The 21,593-nt window shown below is 71.3% G+C and carries 16 protein-coding genes; 8 read left to right on the top strand and 8 right to left on the bottom strand.

The window, feature by feature from the left end; translation table 11 throughout:
- Window positions 1-72: 72 nt before the first annotated feature.
- Window positions 73-780 carry a serine hydrolase domain-containing protein gene (locus ACWEVS_RS16720; RefSeq protein ID WP_452552204.1) on the bottom strand — a complete coding sequence of 236 codons (708 nt, stop codon included), beginning with the start codon at window positions 778-780 and terminating at the stop codon, window positions 73-75.
- Between the two features lie 38 nt (window positions 781-818).
- The gene (locus ACWEVS_RS16715; RefSeq protein ID WP_452552176.1) at window positions 819-3,947 is read right to left on the bottom strand and encodes an AfsR/SARP family transcriptional regulator; all 3,129 of its coding nucleotides are present in this window, start codon (window positions 3,945-3,947) and stop codon (window positions 819-821) included.
- Between the two features lie 123 nt (window positions 3,948-4,070).
- On the opposite strand from ACWEVS_RS16715, the gene ACWEVS_RS16710 reads away from it, so the two are divergent.
- On the top strand, window positions 4,071-5,216 hold the full coding sequence (locus ACWEVS_RS16710) for a serine hydrolase domain-containing protein (protein WP_452552174.1): 1,146 nt from the start codon (window positions 4,071-4,073) through the stop codon (window positions 5,214-5,216).
- A gap of 76 nt (window positions 5,217-5,292) precedes the next feature.
- Window positions 5,293-5,496: a hypothetical protein gene (locus ACWEVS_RS16705; RefSeq protein WP_452552172.1), complete on the top strand. Its 204-nt coding sequence runs from the start codon at window positions 5,293-5,295 to the stop codon at window positions 5,494-5,496.
- Between the two features lie 10 nt (window positions 5,497-5,506).
- Here ACWEVS_RS16705 and ACWEVS_RS16700 read toward each other — a convergent pair whose 3' ends face one another.
- Window positions 5,507-5,671 (bottom strand): hypothetical protein, encoded by a 165-nt coding sequence (locus ACWEVS_RS16700; RefSeq protein ID WP_449916514.1) that lies wholly within the window; start codon window positions 5,669-5,671, stop codon window positions 5,507-5,509.
- Window positions 5,672-5,823: 152 nt separating this feature from the next.
- Here ACWEVS_RS16700 and ACWEVS_RS16695 point away from each other — a divergent pair, with 152 nt between their 5' ends.
- The 4 genes from ACWEVS_RS16695 to ACWEVS_RS16680 all read left to right on the top strand — a co-directional run bounded on the left by ACWEVS_RS16695 (window position 5,824) and on the right by ACWEVS_RS16680 (window position 12,992).
- Window positions 5,824-7,665, top strand: coding sequence for a serine hydrolase domain-containing protein (locus ACWEVS_RS16695; RefSeq protein ID WP_452552170.1), 1,842 nt, complete (start codon window positions 5,824-5,826; stop codon window positions 7,663-7,665).
- A 425-nt stretch (window positions 7,666-8,090) separates the two neighbouring features.
- Window positions 8,091-9,134 (top strand): CAP domain-containing protein, encoded by a 1,044-nt coding sequence (locus ACWEVS_RS16690; protein ID WP_449916506.1) that lies wholly within the window; start codon window positions 8,091-8,093, stop codon window positions 9,132-9,134.
- A 249-nt stretch (window positions 9,135-9,383) separates the two neighbouring features.
- Window positions 9,384-11,186, top strand: a complete 1,803-nt coding sequence (locus ACWEVS_RS16685; RefSeq protein ID WP_452552168.1) for a DUF5107 domain-containing protein — start codon at window positions 9,384-9,386, stop codon at window positions 11,184-11,186.
- A gap of 321 nt (window positions 11,187-11,507) precedes the next feature.
- Window positions 11,508-12,992 (top strand): serine hydrolase domain-containing protein, encoded by a 1,485-nt coding sequence (locus ACWEVS_RS16680; protein ID WP_452552166.1) that lies wholly within the window; start codon window positions 11,508-11,510, stop codon window positions 12,990-12,992.
- 6 nt (window positions 12,993-12,998) lie between these two features.
- Here the strand turns inward: ACWEVS_RS16680 and ACWEVS_RS16675 are convergent, their stop codons facing one another.
- From ACWEVS_RS16675 to ACWEVS_RS16655, 5 genes are all read right to left on the bottom strand, one after another.
- A complete protein-coding gene (locus tag ACWEVS_RS16675) occupies window positions 12,999-13,607 on the bottom strand; it encodes a cysteine hydrolase family protein (protein ID WP_452552164.1) in 609 nt (202 codons plus the stop codon).
- An 80-nt stretch (window positions 13,608-13,687) separates the two neighbouring features.
- Window positions 13,688-14,671 (bottom strand): GlxA family transcriptional regulator, encoded by a 984-nt coding sequence (locus tag ACWEVS_RS16670; RefSeq protein WP_452552162.1) that lies wholly within the window; start codon window positions 14,669-14,671, stop codon window positions 13,688-13,690.
- 192 nt (window positions 14,672-14,863) lie between these two features.
- Window positions 14,864-16,258: a glucose-6-phosphate dehydrogenase gene (locus ACWEVS_RS16665; RefSeq protein WP_449916494.1), complete on the bottom strand. Its 1,395-nt coding sequence runs from the start codon at window positions 16,256-16,258 to the stop codon at window positions 14,864-14,866.
- Window positions 16,255-18,084: a glycoside hydrolase family 15 protein gene (locus ACWEVS_RS16660; protein WP_452552160.1), complete on the bottom strand. Its 1,830-nt coding sequence runs from the start codon at window positions 18,082-18,084 to the stop codon at window positions 16,255-16,257. Before ACWEVS_RS16660 ends, ACWEVS_RS16665 begins: the two co-directional genes overlap by 4 nt.
- 81 nt (window positions 18,085-18,165) lie before the next feature.
- Window positions 18,166-19,239: an NAD(P)-dependent alcohol dehydrogenase gene (locus ACWEVS_RS16655; protein ID WP_452552158.1), complete on the bottom strand. Its 1,074-nt coding sequence runs from the start codon at window positions 19,237-19,239 to the stop codon at window positions 18,166-18,168.
- A 286-nt stretch (window positions 19,240-19,525) separates the two neighbouring features.
- Between ACWEVS_RS16655 and ACWEVS_RS16650 the strand changes: the two genes are divergently transcribed.
- Both ACWEVS_RS16650 and ACWEVS_RS16645 read left to right on the top strand, forming a co-directional pair.
- A complete protein-coding gene (locus ACWEVS_RS16650) occupies window positions 19,526-20,200 on the top strand; it encodes a YqeB family protein (RefSeq protein ID WP_449916487.1) in 675 nt (224 codons plus the stop codon).
- A 243-nt stretch (window positions 20,201-20,443) separates the two neighbouring features.
- Window positions 20,444-21,589: an epoxide hydrolase family protein gene (locus tag ACWEVS_RS16645; RefSeq protein WP_452552157.1), complete on the top strand. Its 1,146-nt coding sequence runs from the start codon at window positions 20,444-20,446 to the stop codon at window positions 21,587-21,589.
- Window positions 21,590-21,593: the final 4 nt, after the last annotated feature.

Raw genomic sequence — 21,593 nt, 5'->3', positions numbered from 1 at the left:
CGGGCCGGCGAGGTGGCCACCGGCGTCCGCCGGCCTCGGGCGGACATCGCGAGCCGGTGGCGGGCAGCGTGCTTACGCGCCGACGGAGATGCCGAACTCCGCTTCGATGATCTCGAACATGGGGTCCCAGGTCTTCCATTCGGTGTTGGTGTGGACGGCGATCGTGTGCCGGCCGTCGGGGGTGCCCACCGCGAAGAACCAGGATCCCCAGAGGCTGCCGCCGACGCCGCGCAGCGTCCGGCCGCCCGTCGCCTGCTTGTCGAACTGGAACAGGCCGAGGCCGTAGCGGGCGTGCGGCATCCAGTGACCGCCCTCGGTGGAGACAGTGGTCCACATCTGCCGGTGCTGGGCCGGCGGCAGCAGGCTGCCGCCGGCCATCGCGTCGACGAAGCGGATCATGTCGCCGGTGGTGGAGACGACATCGCCGGCCGACCAGGCCAGGGAGGAGTTGAACTCGGTGACGTCCAGGGGCGGGAGGCCGGGCTCCTCGATCAGCGATTCCCAGTTCTCAGGGGTGACCGCCGCCGGGTCGACGCCGTCCTTGAAGAACAGGTTCGAGTATCCCCGCGGGTGCGGATCGGGGTATCCCGTGTCCGTGGAGGGGCGCACGTAGGTGCAGGTCAGGCCGAGCGGCCGGATGACCCTGCGCTCGACCTCCTCGGCATAGCCGTTGCCGGTGACCTTCTCGATGATCGCGCCGGCGAGGTGGAAGCCGCCGTTGGCGTACTCGAAGCGTTCGCCGGGCTCACCGACCGGCGGCTGAGAGACCGCCACCCTCAGCGCAGGCTGATCGACCCGCAGGTCACCGGCCGGCCCGATCAGCTTGGTGACTCCGTGCGGGTGTTGATCAGGTTGTCGATCGCTTCAGGCCGGGGCATGTCGGCGCCCCGCTGATAGGCCCTGGCATAGCCGGTACGGCCGAGCCGGTCCACCAGGGTGGCCACGAGCGCGTTCAGCTCCAGATCGCCGCGGTCGAAGGTGCCGCGGATGGCCTCGCTCATGCCGAGCGCGGTGGCCGCGCCCGCCGGTTCGCCCTCGAGCAGCAGCAGCCGGGCCAGGAGCTGGGCGGCCGGCGGTAGGTCCATGTTCGCCTGTGCCGCCTGGACGGCGGCGGGCAGCATCTCGCGCGCCCGTACGGCGTCACCGGCGGTGAGGAGGTTGGCCGTCCTGGCGGGAAGCAGCAGGCTCTGGCTCGTCTCGGCGGGAAGGGACCACTCGCGGGCGACCCGTTCCAGCCGGTCGAGTTCTCGATCGGCTCGGTCGATCTCGCCGCAGCGGCGATACAGCTCTGCCGAGCAGGCGTGGACCTGGATCTCCAGCATGGGCTGACCGTGGTCCCAGGCCGCCTGCCGCGCGGTTTCGAGGTCGTGCCCGGCGCCCTTCAGATCGCCGGCGCGCATGCGCTCGGTGGCGAGCCCGAGCCGGGATGAGATCTCCTCCTGCCAGGCGAGGCCGGTGCTGAGCGAGATGCTGCGCTCGTGGTCGGCGACCGCACGGTCGTGGCGGCCCTCGATGGCATGGATCTGCGCCGTGCCGTTCAGCATCATCGCGGTCCACCACCGGTCGCCCGACTCCTCGAACGCGCGCAACGCCCTCGCCGCCGCGCTCGCGCCGCCCGCCCAGTCTCCGCGGGTACGGCTGCGCAGCGCCTCGACCAGGTGGGTGTGAGCGATGGCCCAGCCGTCCGAGCCGTCCCGGACCCGGGCTGTCTCCCGGTCGACCAGGTCGTCCAGGCCTGCCATGAAGGCCGCCGTCAGCGTCATGGCCAGCAGCATCGGATAGCGCAGCAGCGCGCCCGTCCGCGCGCAGTCCTCGGCCGCCGCCCGCAACCGCTCGGCGTCTCCTCCACCGGCCAGCAGGTGGATCGTGGTGAACGCGGCCCTGGCCGCCGGGGGCAGCGCGTCGCCGTACTCCAGCACCCTCGCCACGTAGGCATCGGCCCGGCCGTCATAACGCAGCGTGTCCCAGTACCAGTACAGCGGGCCGAGGATCCGGGCCGCCGCCTCGGCGTCGCCGTCGTCGATGGCCGTCTGGAGGGCGTACACGAGGTTGTCATACTCGAACTCGAACAACCGCAGCGACTCCGCCTGCTGGTGCGAGCGCAGCAGCGGTTCGTGACGCTCGGCCAGGCCGGCGTAGTGGCGCGTGAGCTGGTGCCGTACGGCTTCGCGCTCCTCGGCGGAGCGGAGTTCGCCGGCCGCGTAGGCCCGGATGGTCTCCAGCATCCGGTAGCCGTCACCGGCCCGCTCCACGATGGACCTGTCGACCAGGGAATCCAGCAGACAGGCGACATCTCCCGCGGAGCCATCCGAACACACCGCCTCGATCGGGCCGAGACCGGCCTTGGCCGGAAACACCGACATCCGGCGGGCGAGTGTCCGCTCCTGATCGGTGAGGAGGTCCCAGCTCCAGTCGATGACCGCGCGTAGAGTCCGCTGCCGCGGCTGGGCCGTCCTGTTGCCGGTGTCGAGCAGCCGGAAGCGATCATCCAGCCGCCGGGAGAGCTCGCCGGCGTTCATCGTGCGCAGCCGCGCCGCGGCCAGTTCCAGGGCGAGCGGCAGCCCGTCCAGCCGGCGCACGATGTCCACCACCGGGCCCGCCGTCGATTCGTCCAGCGCGAAGCCGGGCCGTACGGCGACCGCCCGATCGAGGAACAGCCGTACCGCGGTCGCCTCCGCGGCGCGAACGGGATCCGCGTGTGCCGGGGGCAGGGCGAGCGGAGCCAACCGGCACAGCGCTTCACCCATGACCTCCAGCGGCTCCCTGCTGGTGGCCAGGATGGTCAGGTTCGGCAGGCGCTCGAGCACCTGCCAGGCGAACTCGGCCACCGCTTCGGAGATCTGTTCGCAGTTGTCCAGCACCATCACGCCCTCGCCACCGGCCAACAGGGCGACCGATCGATCCAGCGGCGTCCCCGGCGGCAGGGCCGCTGTCGTGGTGATCGTGCCCAGCACCGCCTCGGGCAACCCGGCCGGCGTGTCCACCCCGGCCAGGGGGACGAGCCAGACGCGGCCGCGCCGATGGGCCCGATGCCGGCTCACCGCCTCCACGGCCAGCCGGGTCTTGCCCACGCCTCCGGGACCCACGACCGTGACCAGCCGCGAGCTCTCCAACAGGCCCGCGAGCAGTTTCAGCTCCTCCTGCCGGCCGACGAAGCCGGTCAGCGGGGACGGCAGCCGACCCGCCGCCGCCCGGGAGCGCTCCGGCAGCTCGCCCTCGCCGCGCAACACCGCCAGGTGCGTCCTGCGCAGCTCCTCGGAGGGGTCGACGCCCAGCTCCTCGGCGAGCGTGCGGCGCACCTTCTCGAACAGGGCCAGCGCCTCGAACCGGCGGCCGGCCGCGTGCAACGCCCGCATCCGCAGGACGGCCAGCCGTTCGCGCAGCGGATGCGCCGCGGTCGCCGCCTCCAGCCCGGCCAGGATCTCGCCGTGGTCGCCCAGCAGCAGCTCCGCCTCGAACCAGTCCTCGGTGGCCGCGGCACGCAGCTCCTCCAGGCGGGCGGCAGCCGTACCGGCGAAAGGGATGTCGAGCACGTCGGCCAGCGCGTCGCCCCGCCACAGCGCCAGCGCCTCGCCCAGCAGCGCGGCCGCCTCCCGTCCGGCACCGGCGGCCAGCGCGCCGCGGCCCTGCTTGGCCAGCTCCTCGAAACGACAGGCGTCGACGTCCTCGGCGCGTACGTGAAGACGGTATCCACCGGACGCCAGCTCCACGACCTCCGTCTCGCCCAACGCCCTCCGCAGCCGGTACACCAGCGCGTGCAGCGCTCTGGCGCTCTCCCGCGGCGGGCGGTCGCCCCACAGTCCGTCGATGAGCGAATCGACCGGCACCACCTCACCGCCCGCCAGCGTCAGCCTGGCCAGCAGCGCACGAACCCTGGCCCCGCCGACGTCGATCGGCGCGCCGCCGTCGCCGTAGGCCCGGACCGGCCCCAGCACCTCAACCCGCATGGCCACCAGGCTATGAGGACCCGCTTACAGGGACCGCGCCGCCTGTCGTAGCGCTGTAAGAGCGCTGTCATCGCCGATCGGCATCGTCGAGACCGTCAACGACGACTTCCTGAAAGGCACGACATGACAGGCAAGGGGCACGAGAAGACGCAGCGGCTGCTGGAGTGGGCGGTGGCCGAGCTCGGGATCCCCGGCATCGTCGCCGAGGTCAAGGACGCGGACGGCACCTGGTTCGGCACCGCAGGAGTGGCCGACCTGACGACCGGGGCCAGGCGCGGGCCGGGGGAGTACCTGCCCGTCGGCAGCGCAGGCAAGGCCTTCACCGCCGCCGCGATCCTCACCCTGGAGGCCGAGGGCCGGCTGGACATCGAGGATCCGGTGAACAGGTGGCTGCCCGGTGTGCTGGACGCGGGCGGCTACGACGGCGACAGGATCACCATCAGGCACCTGCTCAGCAACACCGGCGGCCTGTTCGCCACGGGTCTCGCGCCGGAGCTGGTGTCCGGCTACGCCAGCAGATCCCGATTCGCCGAGCACCGCTTCGACGTCTGGACCCTCGAGGACCTGCTGAGGCTGACGGTGTCCCAGCCGCCGGTCGCTCAGCCCGGCGAACGCTTCCTCTACGCCAACGGCGGCTTCTCCATCGCCCACGCGATCATCGAGAAGGTCACCGGCGACACCTACGCCCGCGAGGTCGAGCGCACGGTCATCCGGCCGCTCGGCCTGACCTCCACCTACGTGCGGTCCCCAGGGGACACGGGGTACCGCGGTCCGTACCCGCGCGCGTACTCGACCCAGTTCTACAAGGACGGCGTCGACCCCGCAGCCGTCACCCCGGAGAACTGGGAGTCGATGATGGAGGAACCCGGGCTCGAACCCCTCGACGTCACCGAGTTCGACACCTCCTGGGAGCCTGGGAACCTCGTCTCGACCACCGGCGACATGATCCGGTTCGTCGACGCCGTGGCCGGCGGCGGCCTGCTGCCCCCCGCGCAGCACCACAAGATGTGGACCACGGTCTCCACCGAGGGTGCCGGCTGGCTGCCGCACACCCGCTACGGCCTCGGCCTGTTCGAGCTCGACAGGGCGGTGACGGGCGGGCGTACCGTGGGCGGGGTGGCCGGCAGCTACTGGGGGCACATGTTCTGCGCGCTGGGCACCCCCGACGGCGAGCGCACCATCGCCTTCCACACCAACACCGAGGCGAAGAGCTGGGATCTCCTCTTCAAGATGGCTGAGGCGGAGCTCGGCATCACGCTCGGCGCATAGGCACCAGGCTCGGGCAGCGACCGCGCCGCCTTCGTGGACCTTCCCGGCTGTTCCCGGCCCGTGGCAGGAAGACCCGGTGAGGCTTGGCGGCCGCCTCGTGCGGGGGCGGCTCGGGGAGGGCGGCCAGGGGGTCATCCGTCGCTCGCCGCTCGGGAGCGGCTCGTTTCCGGTCGTGATCAAGCGGGTGCTGCACCACGAGCCGGACCTGAGCGGGCTGCCCGAGAAGCTGCGCGGGATCGCCACCGAGTGCCTGGCCAAGAACCCGCCCCCCACGGTGTGAGGGTGCTCGGTCAGGCAGGGCCCCGGCGTCGCCGCTCCTCGAACACTGCCAGCGCCCGCCTGTGTACAGCGTCAGTCTGCGGCTCGTCCTCCAGCGGCATGGCCGGCCGCTCCTCGGCGGTGAGGTCTGCCCGCTCCTCGGGGGTCAGGGTGTGGGGGTTGTCGTGAGCGTCCATGTCGCCAGCATCGGCGCCGGCGTGGCGGTCAGGCGGGCGAACAGCGCTTTGTCCCGATCTGCTCAAGAAGCCTCAGTGGTCTGCCATGCTTCGAAGGCATTTCTTGACCGTCGGTGCCCCGCGCTCGGGCCCGCTCCGAGGAGTTCACCCCCATGGACCGCAGACGTTTCCTCACCCTGACCGGCGCCACCGCAGGCCTGCTCGCCGTGGATCTCCCTCGGCGGGCGCTGGCGGCGAGCTACCCGTTCGCCAACGGCGGCGTCCCTGACGAGATGCATACCAAGATGGGGGAGTTGGCGCCGTACGGCATCGCGGCTGTGGCCTTCACGCCGTCCAACGGTTGGGTGATCGTCACCCAGGACGGCCGCTACTTCGCCCGCGGCGTGCCCGACGCGTGTTTCGCCGAGCTCGGCAAGATGGTCGACGCGGGTGCGAAAATCCACTGCGTGGCCTTCCCGCCGGAGGGCGGCGACCGCTGGGTGATCACCAGTGACAGGGGGATGTCCGCGCGCGGCCTTCCCGAGGAGTGCCACCAGCGCGTCAGCGACAGCTACGCCGCCGGCCAGCAGGTCGTGCACGTCGCGTTCCCGCCGGCCGGAGGGAACCGCTGGGTGGTGGCCGACACCACGGCCTTCTTCGCCCGGGGTGTCGACGACGAGTGCTACCAGATGATGCGCAACCTGACCCAGGGCGGACGGCGGGTGACTCGCGTCGCCTTCCCCAAGGGCGGCGGGTGGGCGGTCGTCGCGCAGGACGAGCTGCACGTGCGCGGCATCGATGAGGCCTGCTTCCAGGAGATGAACGACCTCGCGGCCGACGGCTGGCAGATCCACAACGTCGACTTCTCGCCGGCCGGCGGCTGGTCGCTGAGCACGCGCGGCAAGGTGCCGTCGCTGCCCGCCGACCGGGCGCGGCAGGTGGAGAACGCGGTGGGCGGCGCGACCATCTGGCAGCGGATGAGCGCGTGGAAGACGCCGGGAGTGGCCATCGCGGTGGTGGTCGGCAACAAGATCGCCTGGTCCACCGGGTACGGCTGGCTGGAGGCGGGCAGCGGCGCCGCGGCACACCCGGAGACCGCGTTCCAGGCCGCCTCCATCAGCAAGGCCGTGGCCTCGGTCGGCGTGCTGCGCCTCATGCAGACGCTCAAGCAGCCCCTGACCAACGACGTCCGCCCCTACCTCGGCTGGACCCTGCCGGGCCGTTCCTGCGTCTCCTCGACGGCGGTTCCGACGATCGACCGCCTGCTGACGCACCGGGCCGGCGTCATCGGCCGTGGCTCCACTTTCCCGGTCAGCGCCTGCTCCGGCTTCGATGCCGGCGGCGGCGGCTTCGCCGGGTACGGCCCGGACGCTGCCGTACCCTCGCTGCTCCAGGTCATGAACGGCCAGGGCAACTCCCCGAAGATCGAGCTGTCCACCAGCCCGGGGGCCGAGTTCCACTACTCCGGCGCGGGGTTCGTGCTGCTGCAGCGGATGGTGGAACAGAAGACCGGCCTGCCGCTGGCCCAGTACATGGACAAGGAGGTGTTCGCGCCGCTCGGCATGAAGAACAGCTCGTACGCGCTGTCGCCCGGCTTCGAGCTGGCCGCCGGCCACACCAAGGCGGGCGCCGTCATCCCGGGCAAGCGCAACCGCTACCCGGAGTCGGCCGCCGCCGGCCTCTACACCAACGTCCTCGACCTGTGCCGCCTGGTGTGCTACCTCAACAAGGCGTGGACCGCCTCCGGTGACATCGCCGGACCGCTTTCCAAGGCCTCCACCCGCACGCTGCTCACCCCGGGCCCCCAGCCCACCATGGGGCGCGGCTTCTTCATCGCCGGCTCCGGGACGAACAGCTTCTCCTACACCCACGACGGCTCCAACTACGGCTTCAAGTCTGTGTTCAAGGGCTATCCGCAGCTCGGCGCCGGGTACGCGATCCTGGCCAACGGCGACAACATGGACCTGGTCAACGAGATCGCCTCGGCCATCCGATCGGTCTACGGCTGGGCCTGAGCCCGCAGGGCCCGGCAGGCAGGTGTCCGGCTGGGACGGGACGGCCGCCGCAGGCTGCTCAGCAGGCGCGGCCGTCAGCCTCCCGCCCTCGGCCGGGACGAGGAGGGCGGGGGCGAACCGGAGCGGGGACATGGTCTGCTCCCTCCCCAACCCTTGAGACAGGCCAGGGAATCGGCGTCCTTATTCTCGTCGGGCCGTTACACTCAAGGATTTGCAAATCATAGATTACGTGATATGCGGGGCGAGGCCTGTCGAAACAGCGGTATGCTTTTTCTGCTCCCTCAACCGGCCGGCCCATTTCGGTGAGCTCTGCGCAAGACGCTTTTCGTGAAGTCGGATGATATGGCCAACTCGTAAGAGGAGGCACTGTCATGGCAGCGAGCGTACTCAAAACGGGAAGGCGTGCGTCGCGGTCAATTGTCGCGATGGCATTCGTCGTCACGTCGACCCTCCCGGCTTCCGACGCCGTCGAAGTCGGCCGTGACCGAGTCCGTCAACCCGTGACCGTGTGGATCGGCAACGTGGCCAGCGGCCTGCTCGTCCAGGCCGGGCCGGAGTCCGCCGACGCGCCGCCGGTCCTTTGGTATCCGCGCTGGTCATCGAGAGATGACCACTTCAGGCTCGAGCCCATCGGTGAGCCGGACGGCTGGAACGGCTCCTTTCGCATCAAGTCGCTGCAGTCGGGGAAATGCCTCGCTCTCCGCTTCCCCGCGTCGCATCAGGACGGGGTCAGGATAGACCAGCAGGAATGCGGCGAGCACCCGACCCAGCACTGGCGTCGCGAGCCTCTTGAGGGCGGACAGTGTTCGGCCGACAGGCTCAACTGCTCGGGCCCGGTCAGAATCCAGAATGTCTACGGTCGGAAATGCCTCGATGCGGCCAATCCGAATTTTCCGAAGCCGCCACAGGTCGGCGCCCCCCTGCAGCAATGGTCATGCGTCACCTCCAGTTCCAGCGCATGGGCCGTCAACCAGACCTGGGATTTCGGCAAAAGGATCAGGGCGAGGTCGACGACCTTCCCCACCGTTGAGATGCAGCAGATGGTGGACCAGGTCATCCGGGTACGGCGCGACGAAGGCCGCTGCCCCGATCCGAGCGTGCGGATCGACGTTCGGCTCAGCGACATAGCGAGAGCTCACAGCCAAGACCTGGCCGCGAACTATGCCCGACTCATCACCGCGTACCCGGAAGGGGACTCCAAGCGCGGCCATATCGGTTCTGACGGAACGATGCCACCGGACCGCATCAAGTCCGGGAGATTCACCCCCGCGCAGAAGTCGGAGAACTGGGCGCTCGGCACCAACCTGACGCTGGCCCAGGCGATGGACGGGTGGCTGTACCACGATGAGAAGTCCAGCTGGGGTCACCGCGACGCCATCCTCAACTGCGAGTACAGGGTGATCGGCGTGGGACGTGCCCTCGGCCACGACAACCGCGTGTACTGGACGCAGAACTTCGCCCTGAGGTGAGCCGCGCAGGACGCCACCCGCGCGGCAGGCTCGAGGGAGCATGTCGGCGGGCGGACCTCGGTGGCCCAGCGGATCACCGTCCGCCGGGCCGGGGGCATGACGTCACTTGCCGGTGCACAGACCTGTCGTCAATGACTCGTATTCGGACCGTTATACGCACCGATGGCGTCGTTGACAGACCCGCCGGGCGGTCTCTACCGTTCGCACCGGATCTTCTTAAAACGTTCTGCGCGAAGGGCGGACGTCCGGATGAAGCTCACCATCGCCGACCCCGGGCCGGTCAGCGCGCTGCCGATTCTGCGGCCCCCCGCCGTGGCCGTCACCGACTTCGGGCACCCGCCCTCGATGCTCCCGTACGGCAGGCGCGACTCCTACGGGCGGCACCCGGTCGAGCGGGAGGTGCCCGCCGTCACGCTGGAGAACGAGCGGTTGCGGGCGGTGTTCCTGCCCGGCCTCGGCGGGCGGTTGTGGTCGCTGGTCGACCTCGCCACCGGCCGGGAACTGCTGCACCGCAATCCCGTGATCCAACCGGCCAACCTCGCCCTGCGCGACGCGTGGTTCGCCGGCGGCGTGGAGTGGAACCTCGGCACGACCGGCCACTGGGCGTTGACCTGCGACCCGCTGCACGCGGCCTGGGTGGAGGCGCCGTACCCCGTGCTGCGGCTGTACGAGTACGAACGGCTGCGCGGCCTGGTCGTCCAGATCGACGTCGGCCTCCCGCCCGGCTCTCCCGCCCTGGTCGTGTCCGTCTCCGTCCGCAATCCGCGCCGGGAGACCGTACCCGTCTACTGGTGGTCCAACATCGCCGTCCCGCAGACGCCCGGCACCCGCGTCCTCGCCCCTGCCGCCCAGGCCGATCACTTCGGATACACCCAGCGCCTGACCACCGTCGCCTACCCCGGCGACCCCGACGCCAGCTATCCCGACACCTGGCGCGCGGCCGCCGACTACTTCTTCCACGTCACGTCGGACACCCCCTGGATAGCCGCCGTCGACGGCGAAGGCCGCGGCCTGCTGCACACCTCCACCTCCCGGCTGAAGGGCCGCAAGCTGTTCGGCTGGGGCACCTCTCCCGGCGGCGCCCACTGGCAGCGCTGGCTGTCCGGCCCGCACGCTCCCTACCTGGAGATCCAGGCCGGCCTGGCGCGGACCCAGCTGCAGCACCTCCCCCTCCCCGGCGGCACCACCTGGACCTGGACCGAGACCTACAGCCCCCTCACCCTCGCCGACCCCCACGCCCCCTACGACCAGGCCCGCGCGGCCGTCGAGGCGACAGCCGGGACACTCGCCCGGACCCGGACCGCCGCCCAGGGGCACGCGGGCGGCGCGTGGGCCGATCGTCCCGTCGCCGAGGCCGTCCACCGCGGATCCGGATGGGGGGCGCTGGAGCGCAGGGCCGGGGAACTGCCGGCATCGGCGGTCACGCCGTTCCCCGACGACACGCTCGGGGAGGAACAGGCGCCGTGGCTGACCCTCCTCGACGAGGGCCGGTTGCCGGGCGAGGCGGTGTGCGTGGTCGGACCGCGCTGGCTGAGCCTGCTGCGCGCGGCGGCGGACTGGCACGGCCTCTACCATCTGGGCCTCAACCTGTGGGCCACGGGTGACCGGGCCCAGGCCACGGACGCCTGGAGCAGGGCACTGGCCGAGCGGCGCCATCCGCTGGTCCTGCGGGCGCTCGCCGAATCCCACCGCATCGACGGCGACGACCCGGCCGCGGCCGTCCTTCTCCTGGAAGCGCACACGCTGGCGCCCGCCGTACGCCCGCTCACCGTCGAGGCCCTGTCCGCCCTGATCGCCGCCGGCCGCCCGGCCGACGCCCTGGCGCTCGTCGACGGCCTGGCCCCCGGCGACCGCGCCCACGGCCGCATCCGCCTGCTGGAGGCCCAGGCCGCCCTGGCCGCGGGCGACCGCGACCGGACCGGCCGCATCCTGGAGGAGGGCCTGGTCGTGCCCGACCTGCGCGAGGGCGAGGACGCCCTGGACGACCTGTGGTCCGCCTATCACGGCGGTGACCGCGACCTCCCGGCGGAATACGACTTCCGCATGAGCTAGCGGCGCAGCCGTTGTCCGCGACCCGGCCACGTCGTGGGAGCGGGGCACTACCGGATGGTCCGGCTCCTGGCCCCAGGAAGGAGACGATGATCGTCCACGGTGGGGAGGAACGGGCGATGGGCGGCTCCTAGCGTGAGCTTCGATCGTTCGAACCAAGGAGTCGTCGTTGCTCTCGCTCTTCCTCGCGGCGGGCCCTGTCGCCCCACCAGACGGACCCGCCTGGCATCCCTCCCGCAACGTCGTCCCGCCGTCGTCCGGGCCGGCCGCGATCTCCGCAGCGGTGACGCGCACCCGGGGGCGACGGCCGGAGGTGGACACCCTGTGATCCGGAAACGGACAAGCGTCCTCGTCGTCGCGGTGTCGGCCGCCGTCGCGGCGCTGCTGGCCACCCTGGTCGTACCCGCCCGCCCGCACCTCGGCCCGCAGACAACGGGTGATCCGGCGCTGGCAGGAGCGGTACGGCACGCGGCACTGCCGTCGGCCGGCCACGTCGGACTGGCCGTGGCTCGCATCGAGAACGGCTCCGTCAAGACCGCGGGACTGGGCACCGACCGCCTGCGAGACGGGAAGCCCGTGACCTCGCGCACCCTGTTCGAGTTCGGGTCGGTCATCAAGACCATGACCGCCATGATCCTCGCCGACATGGTGGACAGGGGTGAGGTCCGCCCGTGGACCACCCTCGCCGAGGTCGTTCCGGCCCTGCGCGGCACCGCGGTGGCGGCGACATCGCTGGAGGAGCTGGCCGGCCACCGCTCCGGCGTTCCGCGCCTTCCTGCCTCGTTCGGCATCTCGTCGGTGATAGCCGGCGAGACCGGCGGCAACCCCTACCGCGGGCAGAGCACCGCCCGCGTGGTCGGCGACGCCGCGCGCACGGTCCCCGTGGGCAGGGGCGAGATCGCCTACTCCAACCACGGCTTCGCCCTCCTCGGCCATGCGCTCGCCGCGCGGGCGGGAACCACCTACGAAGCGTTGCTGCGCGAGCGTCTCCTCGATCCGCTGGGCATGCGGGACACGGTCCTGATCAGCGACAGCGCGCGCCTGCCCGAGCAGCGGGCGCACGGCTACCTCACCTCCGGCCTGGAGGCGGACCCCTGGCCCAGCGAGGGGTACGCGCCCACCGGCGCGGGCGGCTGGAGCACGGCCGAGGACCTGGCCCGCTACCTGGCGGCCACCATCGCGGGCGACGCGCCGGGGGCGTCCGCGACCGAGCCGCGTTGGAAGATCGCCGACGATGACTTCATCGGCTACGGCTGGCGCACCACCGGCGCCATCACCTGGCACGACGGCAGCACGGGCGGCTTCTCCAGCTACGTCGGCCTCGACCGGCGCAGCGGGCGCGGCGTGGTCGTCCTGGGCAACTCCTCCGCCTCGGTGGCCTACATCGGTGAGGCACTGCTCGGCGTCCGGACGCCGGCCCACGCCGACCCGCTCGCCGGCGGGCTTCCGCTGATCGCCATCACGGTTCTGGGCCTGCTCGCCGTCGCCCGCACCGCGGAGGTGGCCGTTCGTCGCGGGAAGCGCCCCATGCTGCCGCTCCCCGACCGGCTCAAGCTGATCTCGATGACCTGGCGCGGGCTGGTGCTGCTCGCGATCACCTGGATGCTGGGCGCCTGGGCCGTCGTGTGGCCGGGGCTGTGGGTCCTGGCGGCGGTGTCGCTCGCCGCCGGAGCGGCCGTGGGGCTGGTGAGGGCGCCGCGGCTGCCCCTGGCCAGGACACCGCGACTGCGCTGGGTGACCACGGCGGCCTCGCTGCTGCTGTGGGCCTGCGCCGCCTCGGCCGTACTCGTGGCGTGGACGGCACGCTAGCGTCGGTCAGGAGGGCAGGGCATCGGCGGTGGGCACCACCACGCCGAACAGGTCACCGATCGTGGTCAGGGCGGCGGCGTGCAGGGTGGCGGCGGACAGCGGCGCGCCGCCGGGGCCGGAAAGCGGGCGGGTGGCGCAGGCGTCGGCGACGACGGTGGGACGGTAGCCCAGGTTGAACGCTCCCTGCGCGGTGAAGGTGACGCACATGTGAGTCATGAAGCCCGCCAGGATCAGGTCGGGTCCGGCGTTCAGGTCGGCCAGGACCTGGTGCAGGCCGGTCTGGTGGAAGGCGTCAGGGAACGTCTTGACCACCACCGGTTCGCCGTCGCGCGGCGCGACCCGTGGGCTGATGGCGCCGATCTCGGCCCGGATGTCGTAGGGAGTGCCGGGACCGCCGTCGTTGACGACGTGGACGACGCGGGATCCGGCGGCGCGGGCGCGCTCCAGCAGGCGGGCGCCGGCCGCAAGAGCCCGATCGGCGGCGGGCAGGGCCATGACGCCGGTGGTGTAGGTGTTCTGGTAGTCGATCAGGACGAGGGTCGCGTCGGCCAGGCGCACCGGGTCGGTGGGCAGGCCGACGACCTGACGGAGGGTGGGGGAGACGGTGGTGCTCATGGCGGGGTTTCCTTTCGGGGTTCGGGCAGGCTCACGCCGCCGTCGGGCGCGCGGTGAACGGGTGAACGGGTGAACGGGGGTCAGGCCACCGTGTGGAAACGGCGGCGGTAGGAGCCGGGGCCGGTGCCCAGGCGGCGCCGGAAGGCGCGGTGCAGGGTCTCCACCGAGCCGAGGCCGCTGTGGGCCGCGACCTGCGGCAACGGCAGGTCGGTGGTCTCCAGCAGCCGTCGCGCCACCTCCACGCGGGCGGACTCGATGTAGGCGGCGGGGGTGGTGCCGGTCTTCTGCCGGAACACGCGGGTGAACTGGCGTTGGCTCAGCCCCATCCGTGCCGCCAGTTCCGTCGTGGTGAGCTCCTCGGCGAGGTGCTCGCCGATCCACAGGCGCAGGTCGTCGATGTCGCGGCGGCCGGAGGCGGCGTGGGCCATGGGCACGCTGAACTGGCTTTGACCGCCCTGGCGTTTGAGGTACATGACCAGTTCGCGAGCCACCGCCAGAGCCGTCGCCTCGCCATGGTCCTCAGCCACCAGCGCGAGGGTCAGGTCCAGGCAGGCGCTGATGCCCGCGCCCGTCCACACCCGGCCACTGGACCGTACGAAGATCGGATCGGGGTCGACGGTGACGTCCGGGTGGTCGGCGGCCAGTTGCGCGGCGGTGGACCAGTGAGTGGTGGCGGTCAGGCCGTCCAGCAGCCCCGCCGCGGCCAGGACGTGCGCGCCGACGCACACCGAGGCCACGCGGCGGGTGGAGGGAGCGATCCGCCGCACCCATGCCACCACCTCGGCGTCCGTCAGGGCGCGCGGCCCGTCAGGGGTGACGTCCACGGCGCCCGGGACCAGCAGGGTGTCCACCTCGTCGCCGACCTCGTCGAACCTCAGGTCCGCGACCAGTCGCACCCCGGCGGCCGTGGTGACCTGGCCGCCCTGGGGCCCGGCGAGCCGCACGTCGTACAGGGCGCGGCCACCGATCCGGTTGGCCAGGGCGAACACCTCGGCCGGGCCGGTGACGTCGAGCAGGTCGACGTTCGGGAAGAGCGCGATGACGACGCGGTGCGCGGTGGACATGAGCAGATTGTTACCGGCCCCTCCGAGTGGCCGCAACGACAGTTATCTGTCACATACGGACATCGCCGCAGCTCGTCGCTCGGGTCCGGCTCAGCGGCGGGAAGCGGCCGGGGAACGAGGCCGCTACCTGTCTGGGCGATGCCGATCTCGGCCGATGCGCAGGCCGCCTGGGGAGATGGCATCAGGTACTCCTCACCGGCCTGACCGGGCCCCCGCCGGGCTGACCTCCTGGGGGCGGGCGGGCCCGTCCGATCCGGCCGGGTATTCGAGAAGCGGGACCAGGTCCCTGGACCAGGCCGACATGACAGGTGCGAGGACCCGCCAGGACTCCTCGGCCTCGTCGCCGCGGATGGACAGGGCGGCGTTGCCGTGCAGGACGTCCAGCAGCAGCCGGCCGTAGGCGGGCAGATCGGGGGCCTCCAGCTGTGCGGTGAGGGTGAGCGGGGCAAGGGCATGGCCGCCGGGGCCGACGCCGGTCAGCGCGAGGGTCATGCTCTCCGGCTCCAGCCCGAAGCGCAGCACGTTGGGCGCGTGCTCGCTGTCGCCGAAGGGCAGGTGTGGTGCGGGCCGGAACCGTACCGCGACCTCTTTGCGGTCCTGTTCGAGCGCCTTGCCGGTGCGGAGCCGGAAGACCGTGCCGGACCAGCGCCAGCTTTCGAGTTCCAGCTCCACCTCGGCGAAGGTCTCGGTACCTCGCCGTGGGTCCACGCCCTCTTCCTCGGCGTAGGGCGGAACGTCACGGTCGCCGACGCGGCCGGCCAGGTAACGGGCGCGGCGGGTACGGTGCACGACGTCGTCGTCCGTGAGACGGCGTACCGAGCGCAGCACGTCGATCTTCCGGTCGCGCAGGTCACGCTCGCCGAGGCTGAGCGGTGGTTCCATGGCCACCAGGCACAGCACCTGGAGCAGGTGGTTCTGCAGCATGTCCTTCAGCGCCCCTGCGCCGTCGTAGTAGCCCGCCCTGCCTTCCAGTGTCAGGGTCTCGTCCCAGACGATCTCCACCTCGGAGATGTGCGCGCTGTTCCAGATCGGCTCCAGCACACGGTTGGCCAGCCGGCTGCCGAGCACGTTCTGGACGGTCGTCATGGCCAGGAAGTGGTCGACACGGAACACCGCCTGCTCCGGCACGACCTCCGACAGCAGCCGATTCAGCGCCACAGCGCTGTCCAGATCTTCGCCGAACGGCTTCTCCAGCACGATCCGGCTGCCCGGTGTCAGGCCCGCGCCGCGCAGAGCCGCCACCGTGCCAGGGAAGATCGCTGGAGGGAGGGCGAGGTAGACGGCCACGGGACCGTCGCCGGCGATGGCCGCAGCGACGTCGGTGACGTCGGTGGCGTCGGCCCGCAGGTAGCGGGCGGACTCCGCGATCGCCTTCCTGGCGTCGGCGGGGGAGGAGAGGTCGTGCCGGCCGAGCTGGTCGGCCGCCCAGCGCCGGAACCCCTCGTCGGTCCAGTCCGCCCGGTCCACGCAGGTCAGCTGGAAGCCGTCGTCCAGGTGCCCGGCTGTCCGCAGGGCAGCCAGCGCCGGGAGCAGGTAGCGCGCGTTGAGGTCGCCGGTGGCGCCGAAGATGACGAGCCTGTTGATCACGTCATCATCCCTTCCTTCGCTCGTGCGAGGCGGACGCCGGCGGCGATGACGCCGATGTGGCTGAACGCCTGGGGGAAGTTCCCCATGAAGGTGCCCGTCGACGGGTCGATCTGCTCCGGCAGCAGCCCGAGCGGGCCGGCCCGGGCGCACAGTGACGCGTAGAGTTCCTCGGCCTGTTCGACACGGCCTTGCAGGACGAGGTTCTCGACCAGCCAGAAGCTGCACAGCACGAAGGCGCCCTCGTCGCCGGGCAGACCGTCGGGCGAGTTGTCGTGCAGGTAGCGGTAGAGCAGTCCGTCGCCGGCGGACAGACGCTCGGCGATGGCCGCGGTGGTGGCCGCCATCCGCGGGTGGTCGGCCGGGATGACCCTTCGCAGCGGGAGCGCGAGCAGGCTGGCGTCCAGCCCGCCGCTGCCGTCGAGGTGTTCGCCCAGGGACCGCACGTCCTCGTTCCAGGACTGGTCCAGGATGAGCTGACGCAGCTTGCCGGCCGTGGCGCGCCACGTCGTGACCTGGCCGGGCAGGCCGAGCCGCTCGCCGATCGACGCGGCCCGGTCCAGGGCCACCTGGCACATCCCGGCCGAGTAGGTGAAGACGCGGCCCGCGCTGCGTACCTCCCAGATGCCCTGGTCCGGCTGCCGCCACGCACTCACGGCGGCGTCGGCCAGCTCCGCCAGGCCGGTCCACAGCGCGGGCTGGATCTCACCCCCGGAGCGCAGCCACTGGTCGGCGCAGTCCAGCACCTCGCCGTAAACGTCGTGCTGGCGCTGGTCAGCCGTGCCGTTACCCCATCGCACCGGAGCGGAACGCCGGTAGCCTTCCAGGTCGGCGTCCTGGATCTCCTCAGGTACGGGATCGCCGCAGAGGCTGTACATGATCCGCGGCCGGCGGCTCTGTTCGAAGGCGTCGAGGACCCAGCCGAGGAAGGCGTCGGCCTCGCCGTCGAAGCCGATGCGGCGCAGCGCGAACACGGCGAAGGCGGCATCCCGGATCCAGGTGTAGCGGTAGTCCCAGTTGCGTACGCCACCGATCGGCGCCGGCAACGAGGACGTAGGGGCGGCGACCAGCGAGCCGTTGACCCAGTCGTCGCACAGCTTGAGCGTGATCGCGGCGCGGCGGACCAGCGGCTCCTCCGGCCCGCTGTAGCGGCAGTTCCTCATCCACCGGCGCCACGCCTCGGCGGTCTCTCGCAGCATCGCCTCGGGGTCGAAGCGGTGGTGGCGGTGAATACGACCCCAGGACAGCACGAGATCAAGGCGATCGCCCTGTTCCAGGTCGTGGACGGTGTGCAGGCCGGTCAGGGGACGGTTGGAACGCAGATGCAGGCGCAGGTCCGGCCGCCGGGACGCCTGTACCTCCAGGCCGCTGCCCAGAAGCCGGGTCTGTGCGCCACCGCGGGGCCACAGCTCCGCCGACACGCGGACGGTCCCGTCCAGGACCTGGACGGAACGGACGAGCTCAGCCCGGCTCGCGCCCGCGTCGTCGCTGAGATCCGCGCCGGCACGCAGCGCCAGCGCGTCGGTGATCCGCACCGAACCGCTCGGGCCACGCAACTCGGTCACCAGCACCGCGGTGTCAGGTTCGTAGCGCTGCCGGGCCTCCCGCAGATCCTCCACCGTCAGCGTGAAGTGCCCACCTCGTGCGTGATCGAGCAGGCCGCACAGCAGGGGTTCGCTGTCGAAGCGGGGCAGGCAGAGCCACCGGATCGAGCCGTCCAGGCCGACCAGCGCCGTGGTCGTGCCGTCCCCGATGAGGCCGAGATCCTCCAGCGGCAGGTAGCCCTCCCGCCGGCGGATCGGGCGGAACGATGGATCGGGATCGAGCATGCCAGGTTCCTCTTTCGTCGTACGACGCGCCGTCGGAGGGCACCGCTGCTTGCGAGGGCGAAACGCCGCCCGGTCGCGGTCCTAGAAGGTGATCAGCACCTTCACGACATCCTCGAGTTTCTTGTCCGATACCTCGAAGGCCCGCTCCATCTCCTCGAAATCAAACGAATGGGTCGTCATGTGGGTTGGGTCGAGCCGTTTCGTCTGGAGGATTCGCAGCAGTCGCTCCATGCGCAGCCGGCCGCCTGGGCACAAGCCCGTCGTGATCGTCTTTTCGGCCATGCCGACTCCCCATTCGACACGGGGGATGCGCACGAATTCGCCTTCACCGTAATAGCCGGTGTTGGACACCGTCCCGCCGGGCTTGGTGACTTTGATCGCGGTCTGGAAGGTCGCGTCCGCGCCGAGGGCCTCGATGGCGGTGTCCACGCCCTGGCCCTGCGTCAGTTCGAGGATCCGCTCGACGACATCCTCTTGGGTGAAGTCCACGACTGCGTCCGCGCCGTAGGTTTGCGCGAGCTTCTTGCGGCGGGGGACCGATTCGACCCCGATGACGAGGCCGGCGCCGCAGAGCCTGGCTCCCGCGGTCGCCATGAGTCCGACCGGGCCCTGAGCGAGAACGGCCACCGTCCCGCCCAGCGGCAGATGGCCGTTCTCGACGCCCATGAATCCGGTCGAGAGCATGTCGGCGCAGTAGACCGCCATCTCGTCGGAAACCTCTCCGGGTATCTTCGCCATGTTGGCGTCGGCCTCGTTGACGTGGAAATACTCGGCGAAGACCCCGTCCTTGGAGTTGGCGAACTTGAACCCGCCGAGCGGTCCGCCGGACTGTGACGGATGCCCGTTCTGAGCGGCGAGGTCGCCCCAGTCAGGGGTGATGGCGCCGACCAGGACACGATCGCCGGGCCGGAAGGTCCGCACCTCCTCTCCGACCTCGTGCACCACGCCGACCGCCTCGTGGCCGAGCGTCAGGTTCTCGCGGGGCCCGATGCCGCCCTTGACCGTGTGGGAATCCGACGTGCAGATCAGGGCGGTGGTCGTCCGTACGACGGCGTCCAGCGGGCCGGGCCGCGGTATGGGCTTGTCCATGAAGCCGACGCGTCCGATCTCCTTCATCACGAACGCCTTCATGGTTCCCCCGGTTCGTCCTGTCATGATCACTCCCCGAACGTCGCCCGCATCGTCCCGACACCCCGGCGACATGGCTGATATCTGGCCTTCCCCTGCCAGGGGGGCGGAAGCGGGGCTCCAGCAAGGACTAGTCCTTATGTGGACAAAAGACCCATGACGGACGGATCGCGCAAGGGTGCCTACGATCTCGCGGCGTACGGCCCCTGATCGGTGCCGCCGACCCTCCTTAAGTCGCTGATTTCCGGACTTTGGTCGCCGATCGGGGCATGCGCCGGACAACGCGCCTCGGCTGGCGGTATCTACAGATGACGTGAAAGCCGGTAAAGACCCAGAGGCCACCGTCGTCGCCGATTCCGCCCTGATCGTGATGCTGGTCTGCGTCGCCGGTGGCGCCGTCCTCGGCTGGGTGGTGAAGCTGCTCGCGCGATGGCTGGTGTCCCTGCCCTGGGCGCCGTTCCAGGGCCCGGCCAAGCTGCTCAACTCGTTCCCGGAACCGGGGCTCACCGTCGGCGTCGTCGCCGTGGGCGCCCTGGCGGGCCTGCTGCTGGGCCTCACCGCCCTGCACGAATCCCTGACGGTCACCGTCTCCGACACCCAGGTGACGCTCTCCACCAGGGACGAGACCCAGGTGGTCGAGCGGGGTGACATCGCCCTGGCGTTCAAGGACGGCAAGCAACTCGTCCTGCTCGGCCACCACGGCGGGGAGGCCGCGAGGGAAGAGACCGACCTGAGCGCGAAACGCCTGTCCAGGGCCTTCACCAAGCACGGGTACGGCTGGGCGGACGCGGACCCGCACGACGACGCCTACCGGCTCTGGGTGCCCGGCGCCTCCGGCCTCCCCGACGGGGCGAACGCCGTCCTCGCCGCCCGGGCCAAGGCGCTGAAGGCGGACAAGGGCGGCGACGCCCGGGAGCTGCGCAAGGAACTGGCCAGATTCGGCGTCGTCGTGAGAGACAGGGACAAACGACAGTATTGGCGCATGTGATCTCCGACCGGTGAGCGGCACCCGGGCTGCGAAACTCCTAGGGCGCCGGCGCGGTCGTGCGGGTGCCGGGGGTGCCAGCGGTGCCGGGGGCGGGGTGCCGGGGGTGCCGGGGGCGGGGGTGCCGGAGGTGCCGGGGGTGCGGGATGCCGGGTGTGAGGGTGCCGGGGGTGTCGTGGGCAGGCGCCGGATTCAGCGGTCGATTGCGGAAAGAACCGTTCCGCAGTGCCGTCTAGCTTGGGCTTCATGACGCACGACGTGACCGACATCCGGCCCTTCCGCATCGAGATCCCGCAGGGCGACCTGGACGACCTGCGCGACCGGCTGGCCCGCACCCGCTGGCCCAGCCGCCTGCCGGGCGCCGAGTGGAGCCGCGGGGTGCCCGTGCCGTACCTCAAGGACTTGGTGGAGTACTGGGCGGGGGAGTACGACTGGCGCGCCCAGGAAGCGAAGCTGAACCGGTTCCCGCAGTTCACCACCGAGATCGACGGGCAGACCGTTCACTTCTTCCACGTCCGGTCCGCCGACCCTGACGCGCTCCCGCTGATCATCACGCACAGCTGGCCGAACTCGATCGCCGAGTTCACGAACCTCCTCGGCCCGCTGTCGGAGACCTTCCACGTGGTGGCCCCCTCGCTGCCCGGGTTCGGGTTCTCCCCGTTCCCCGAGCCCGCGGACGAGCGGCCCTGGAGCATCGAGCGGGTCGCCCGCACGTGGGCGGAGCTGATGAGCAGGCTGGGCTACGAGCGCTACGGCGTCCACGGCAACGACGCGGGCGCGCTGGTCTCGCCGCAGCTCGGCGCGCTGGCCCCGGAGCGGGTGGTCGGGGTGCACATCACCGGCGGCGTCGGCATGCCGACCGGCGACCCGGCCGAACTCGAGGGGCTGTCGGAGGAGGAGCGGGCTAGCGTGGAATGGCTGGCCGGCATGCTGAGCGGCGCGGGAGGCAGCGGCTACGCGCCTTACCTGGCCGCGCGGCCGCAGACGCTCAGCTTCGGCTGGGCGGACTCGCCGGTCGCCCAGCTGGCCTACCTGGTGGAGAGGTTCAAGGAGTTCGACGGCTGGCCCGACGGGGCGGCGCCCCGGGAGCCCATCGACCGCGACCTGGTGCTCATCAACGCGAGCCTGTACTGGCTGACGGGCACCGGCGGGTCGTCGTCGTGGACCTACTACGAGGGCGCGGCGGGCATGCCGATCGACCAGAACGTGGTGCCGACGGGCGTCTCCCACGGCGGCCCGTCGGCCTTCCGCCGGATCGCCGAGCGCGGGAACGACATCGTGCACTGGGAGGACCACGAGCACCCCAGTCACATGCTGGCGATGGCGGCCCCCGATCCGCTGGCGGCCGACATCCGGACGTTCTTCGCGGGCCTCGACGGGCACGTGGCCTAGCCCG

It is taken from the genome of Nonomuraea sp. NPDC003754 (assembly GCF_053605785.1).
This window is presented reverse-complemented; position numbering and strand designations above follow the sequence as displayed.

Bases quoted from the DNA above. Each gene is read 5' to 3' on its own strand.
- ACWEVS_RS16715 (WP_452552176.1), bottom strand. From the start codon at position 3,947: ATGCGGGTTGAGGTGCTGGGGCCGGTCCGGGCCTACGGCGACGGCGGC.
- ACWEVS_RS16710 (WP_452552174.1), top strand. From the start codon at position 4,071: ATGACAGGCAAGGGGCACGAGAAGACGCAGCGGCTGCTGGAGTGGGCG.
- ACWEVS_RS16700 (WP_449916514.1), bottom strand. From the start codon at position 5,671: ATGGACGCTCACGACAACCCCCACACCCTGACCCCCGAGGAGCGGGCA.
- ACWEVS_RS16695 (WP_452552170.1), top strand. From the start codon at position 5,824: ATGGACCGCAGACGTTTCCTCACCCTGACCGGCGCCACCGCAGGCCTG.
- ACWEVS_RS16690 (WP_449916506.1), top strand. From the start codon at position 8,091: ATGGCATTCGTCGTCACGTCGACCCTCCCGGCTTCCGACGCCGTCGAA.
- ACWEVS_RS16685 (WP_452552168.1), top strand. From the start codon at position 9,384: ATGAAGCTCACCATCGCCGACCCCGGGCCGGTCAGCGCGCTGCCGATT.
- ACWEVS_RS16675 (WP_452552164.1), bottom strand. From the start codon at position 13,607: ATGAGCACCACCGTCTCCCCCACCCTCCGTCAGGTCGTCGGCCTGCCC.
- ACWEVS_RS16670 (WP_452552162.1), bottom strand. From the start codon at position 14,671: ATGTCCACCGCGCACCGCGTCGTCATCGCGCTCTTCCCGAACGTCGAC.
- ACWEVS_RS16660 (WP_452552160.1), bottom strand. From the start codon at position 18,084: ATGCTCGATCCCGATCCATCGTTCCGCCCGATCCGCCGGCGGGAGGGC.
- ACWEVS_RS16655 (WP_452552158.1), bottom strand. From the start codon at position 19,239: ATGACAGGACGAACCGGGGGAACCATGAAGGCGTTCGTGATGAAGGAG.
- ACWEVS_RS16645 (WP_452552157.1), top strand. From the start codon at position 20,444: ATGACGCACGACGTGACCGACATCCGGCCCTTCCGCATCGAGATCCCG.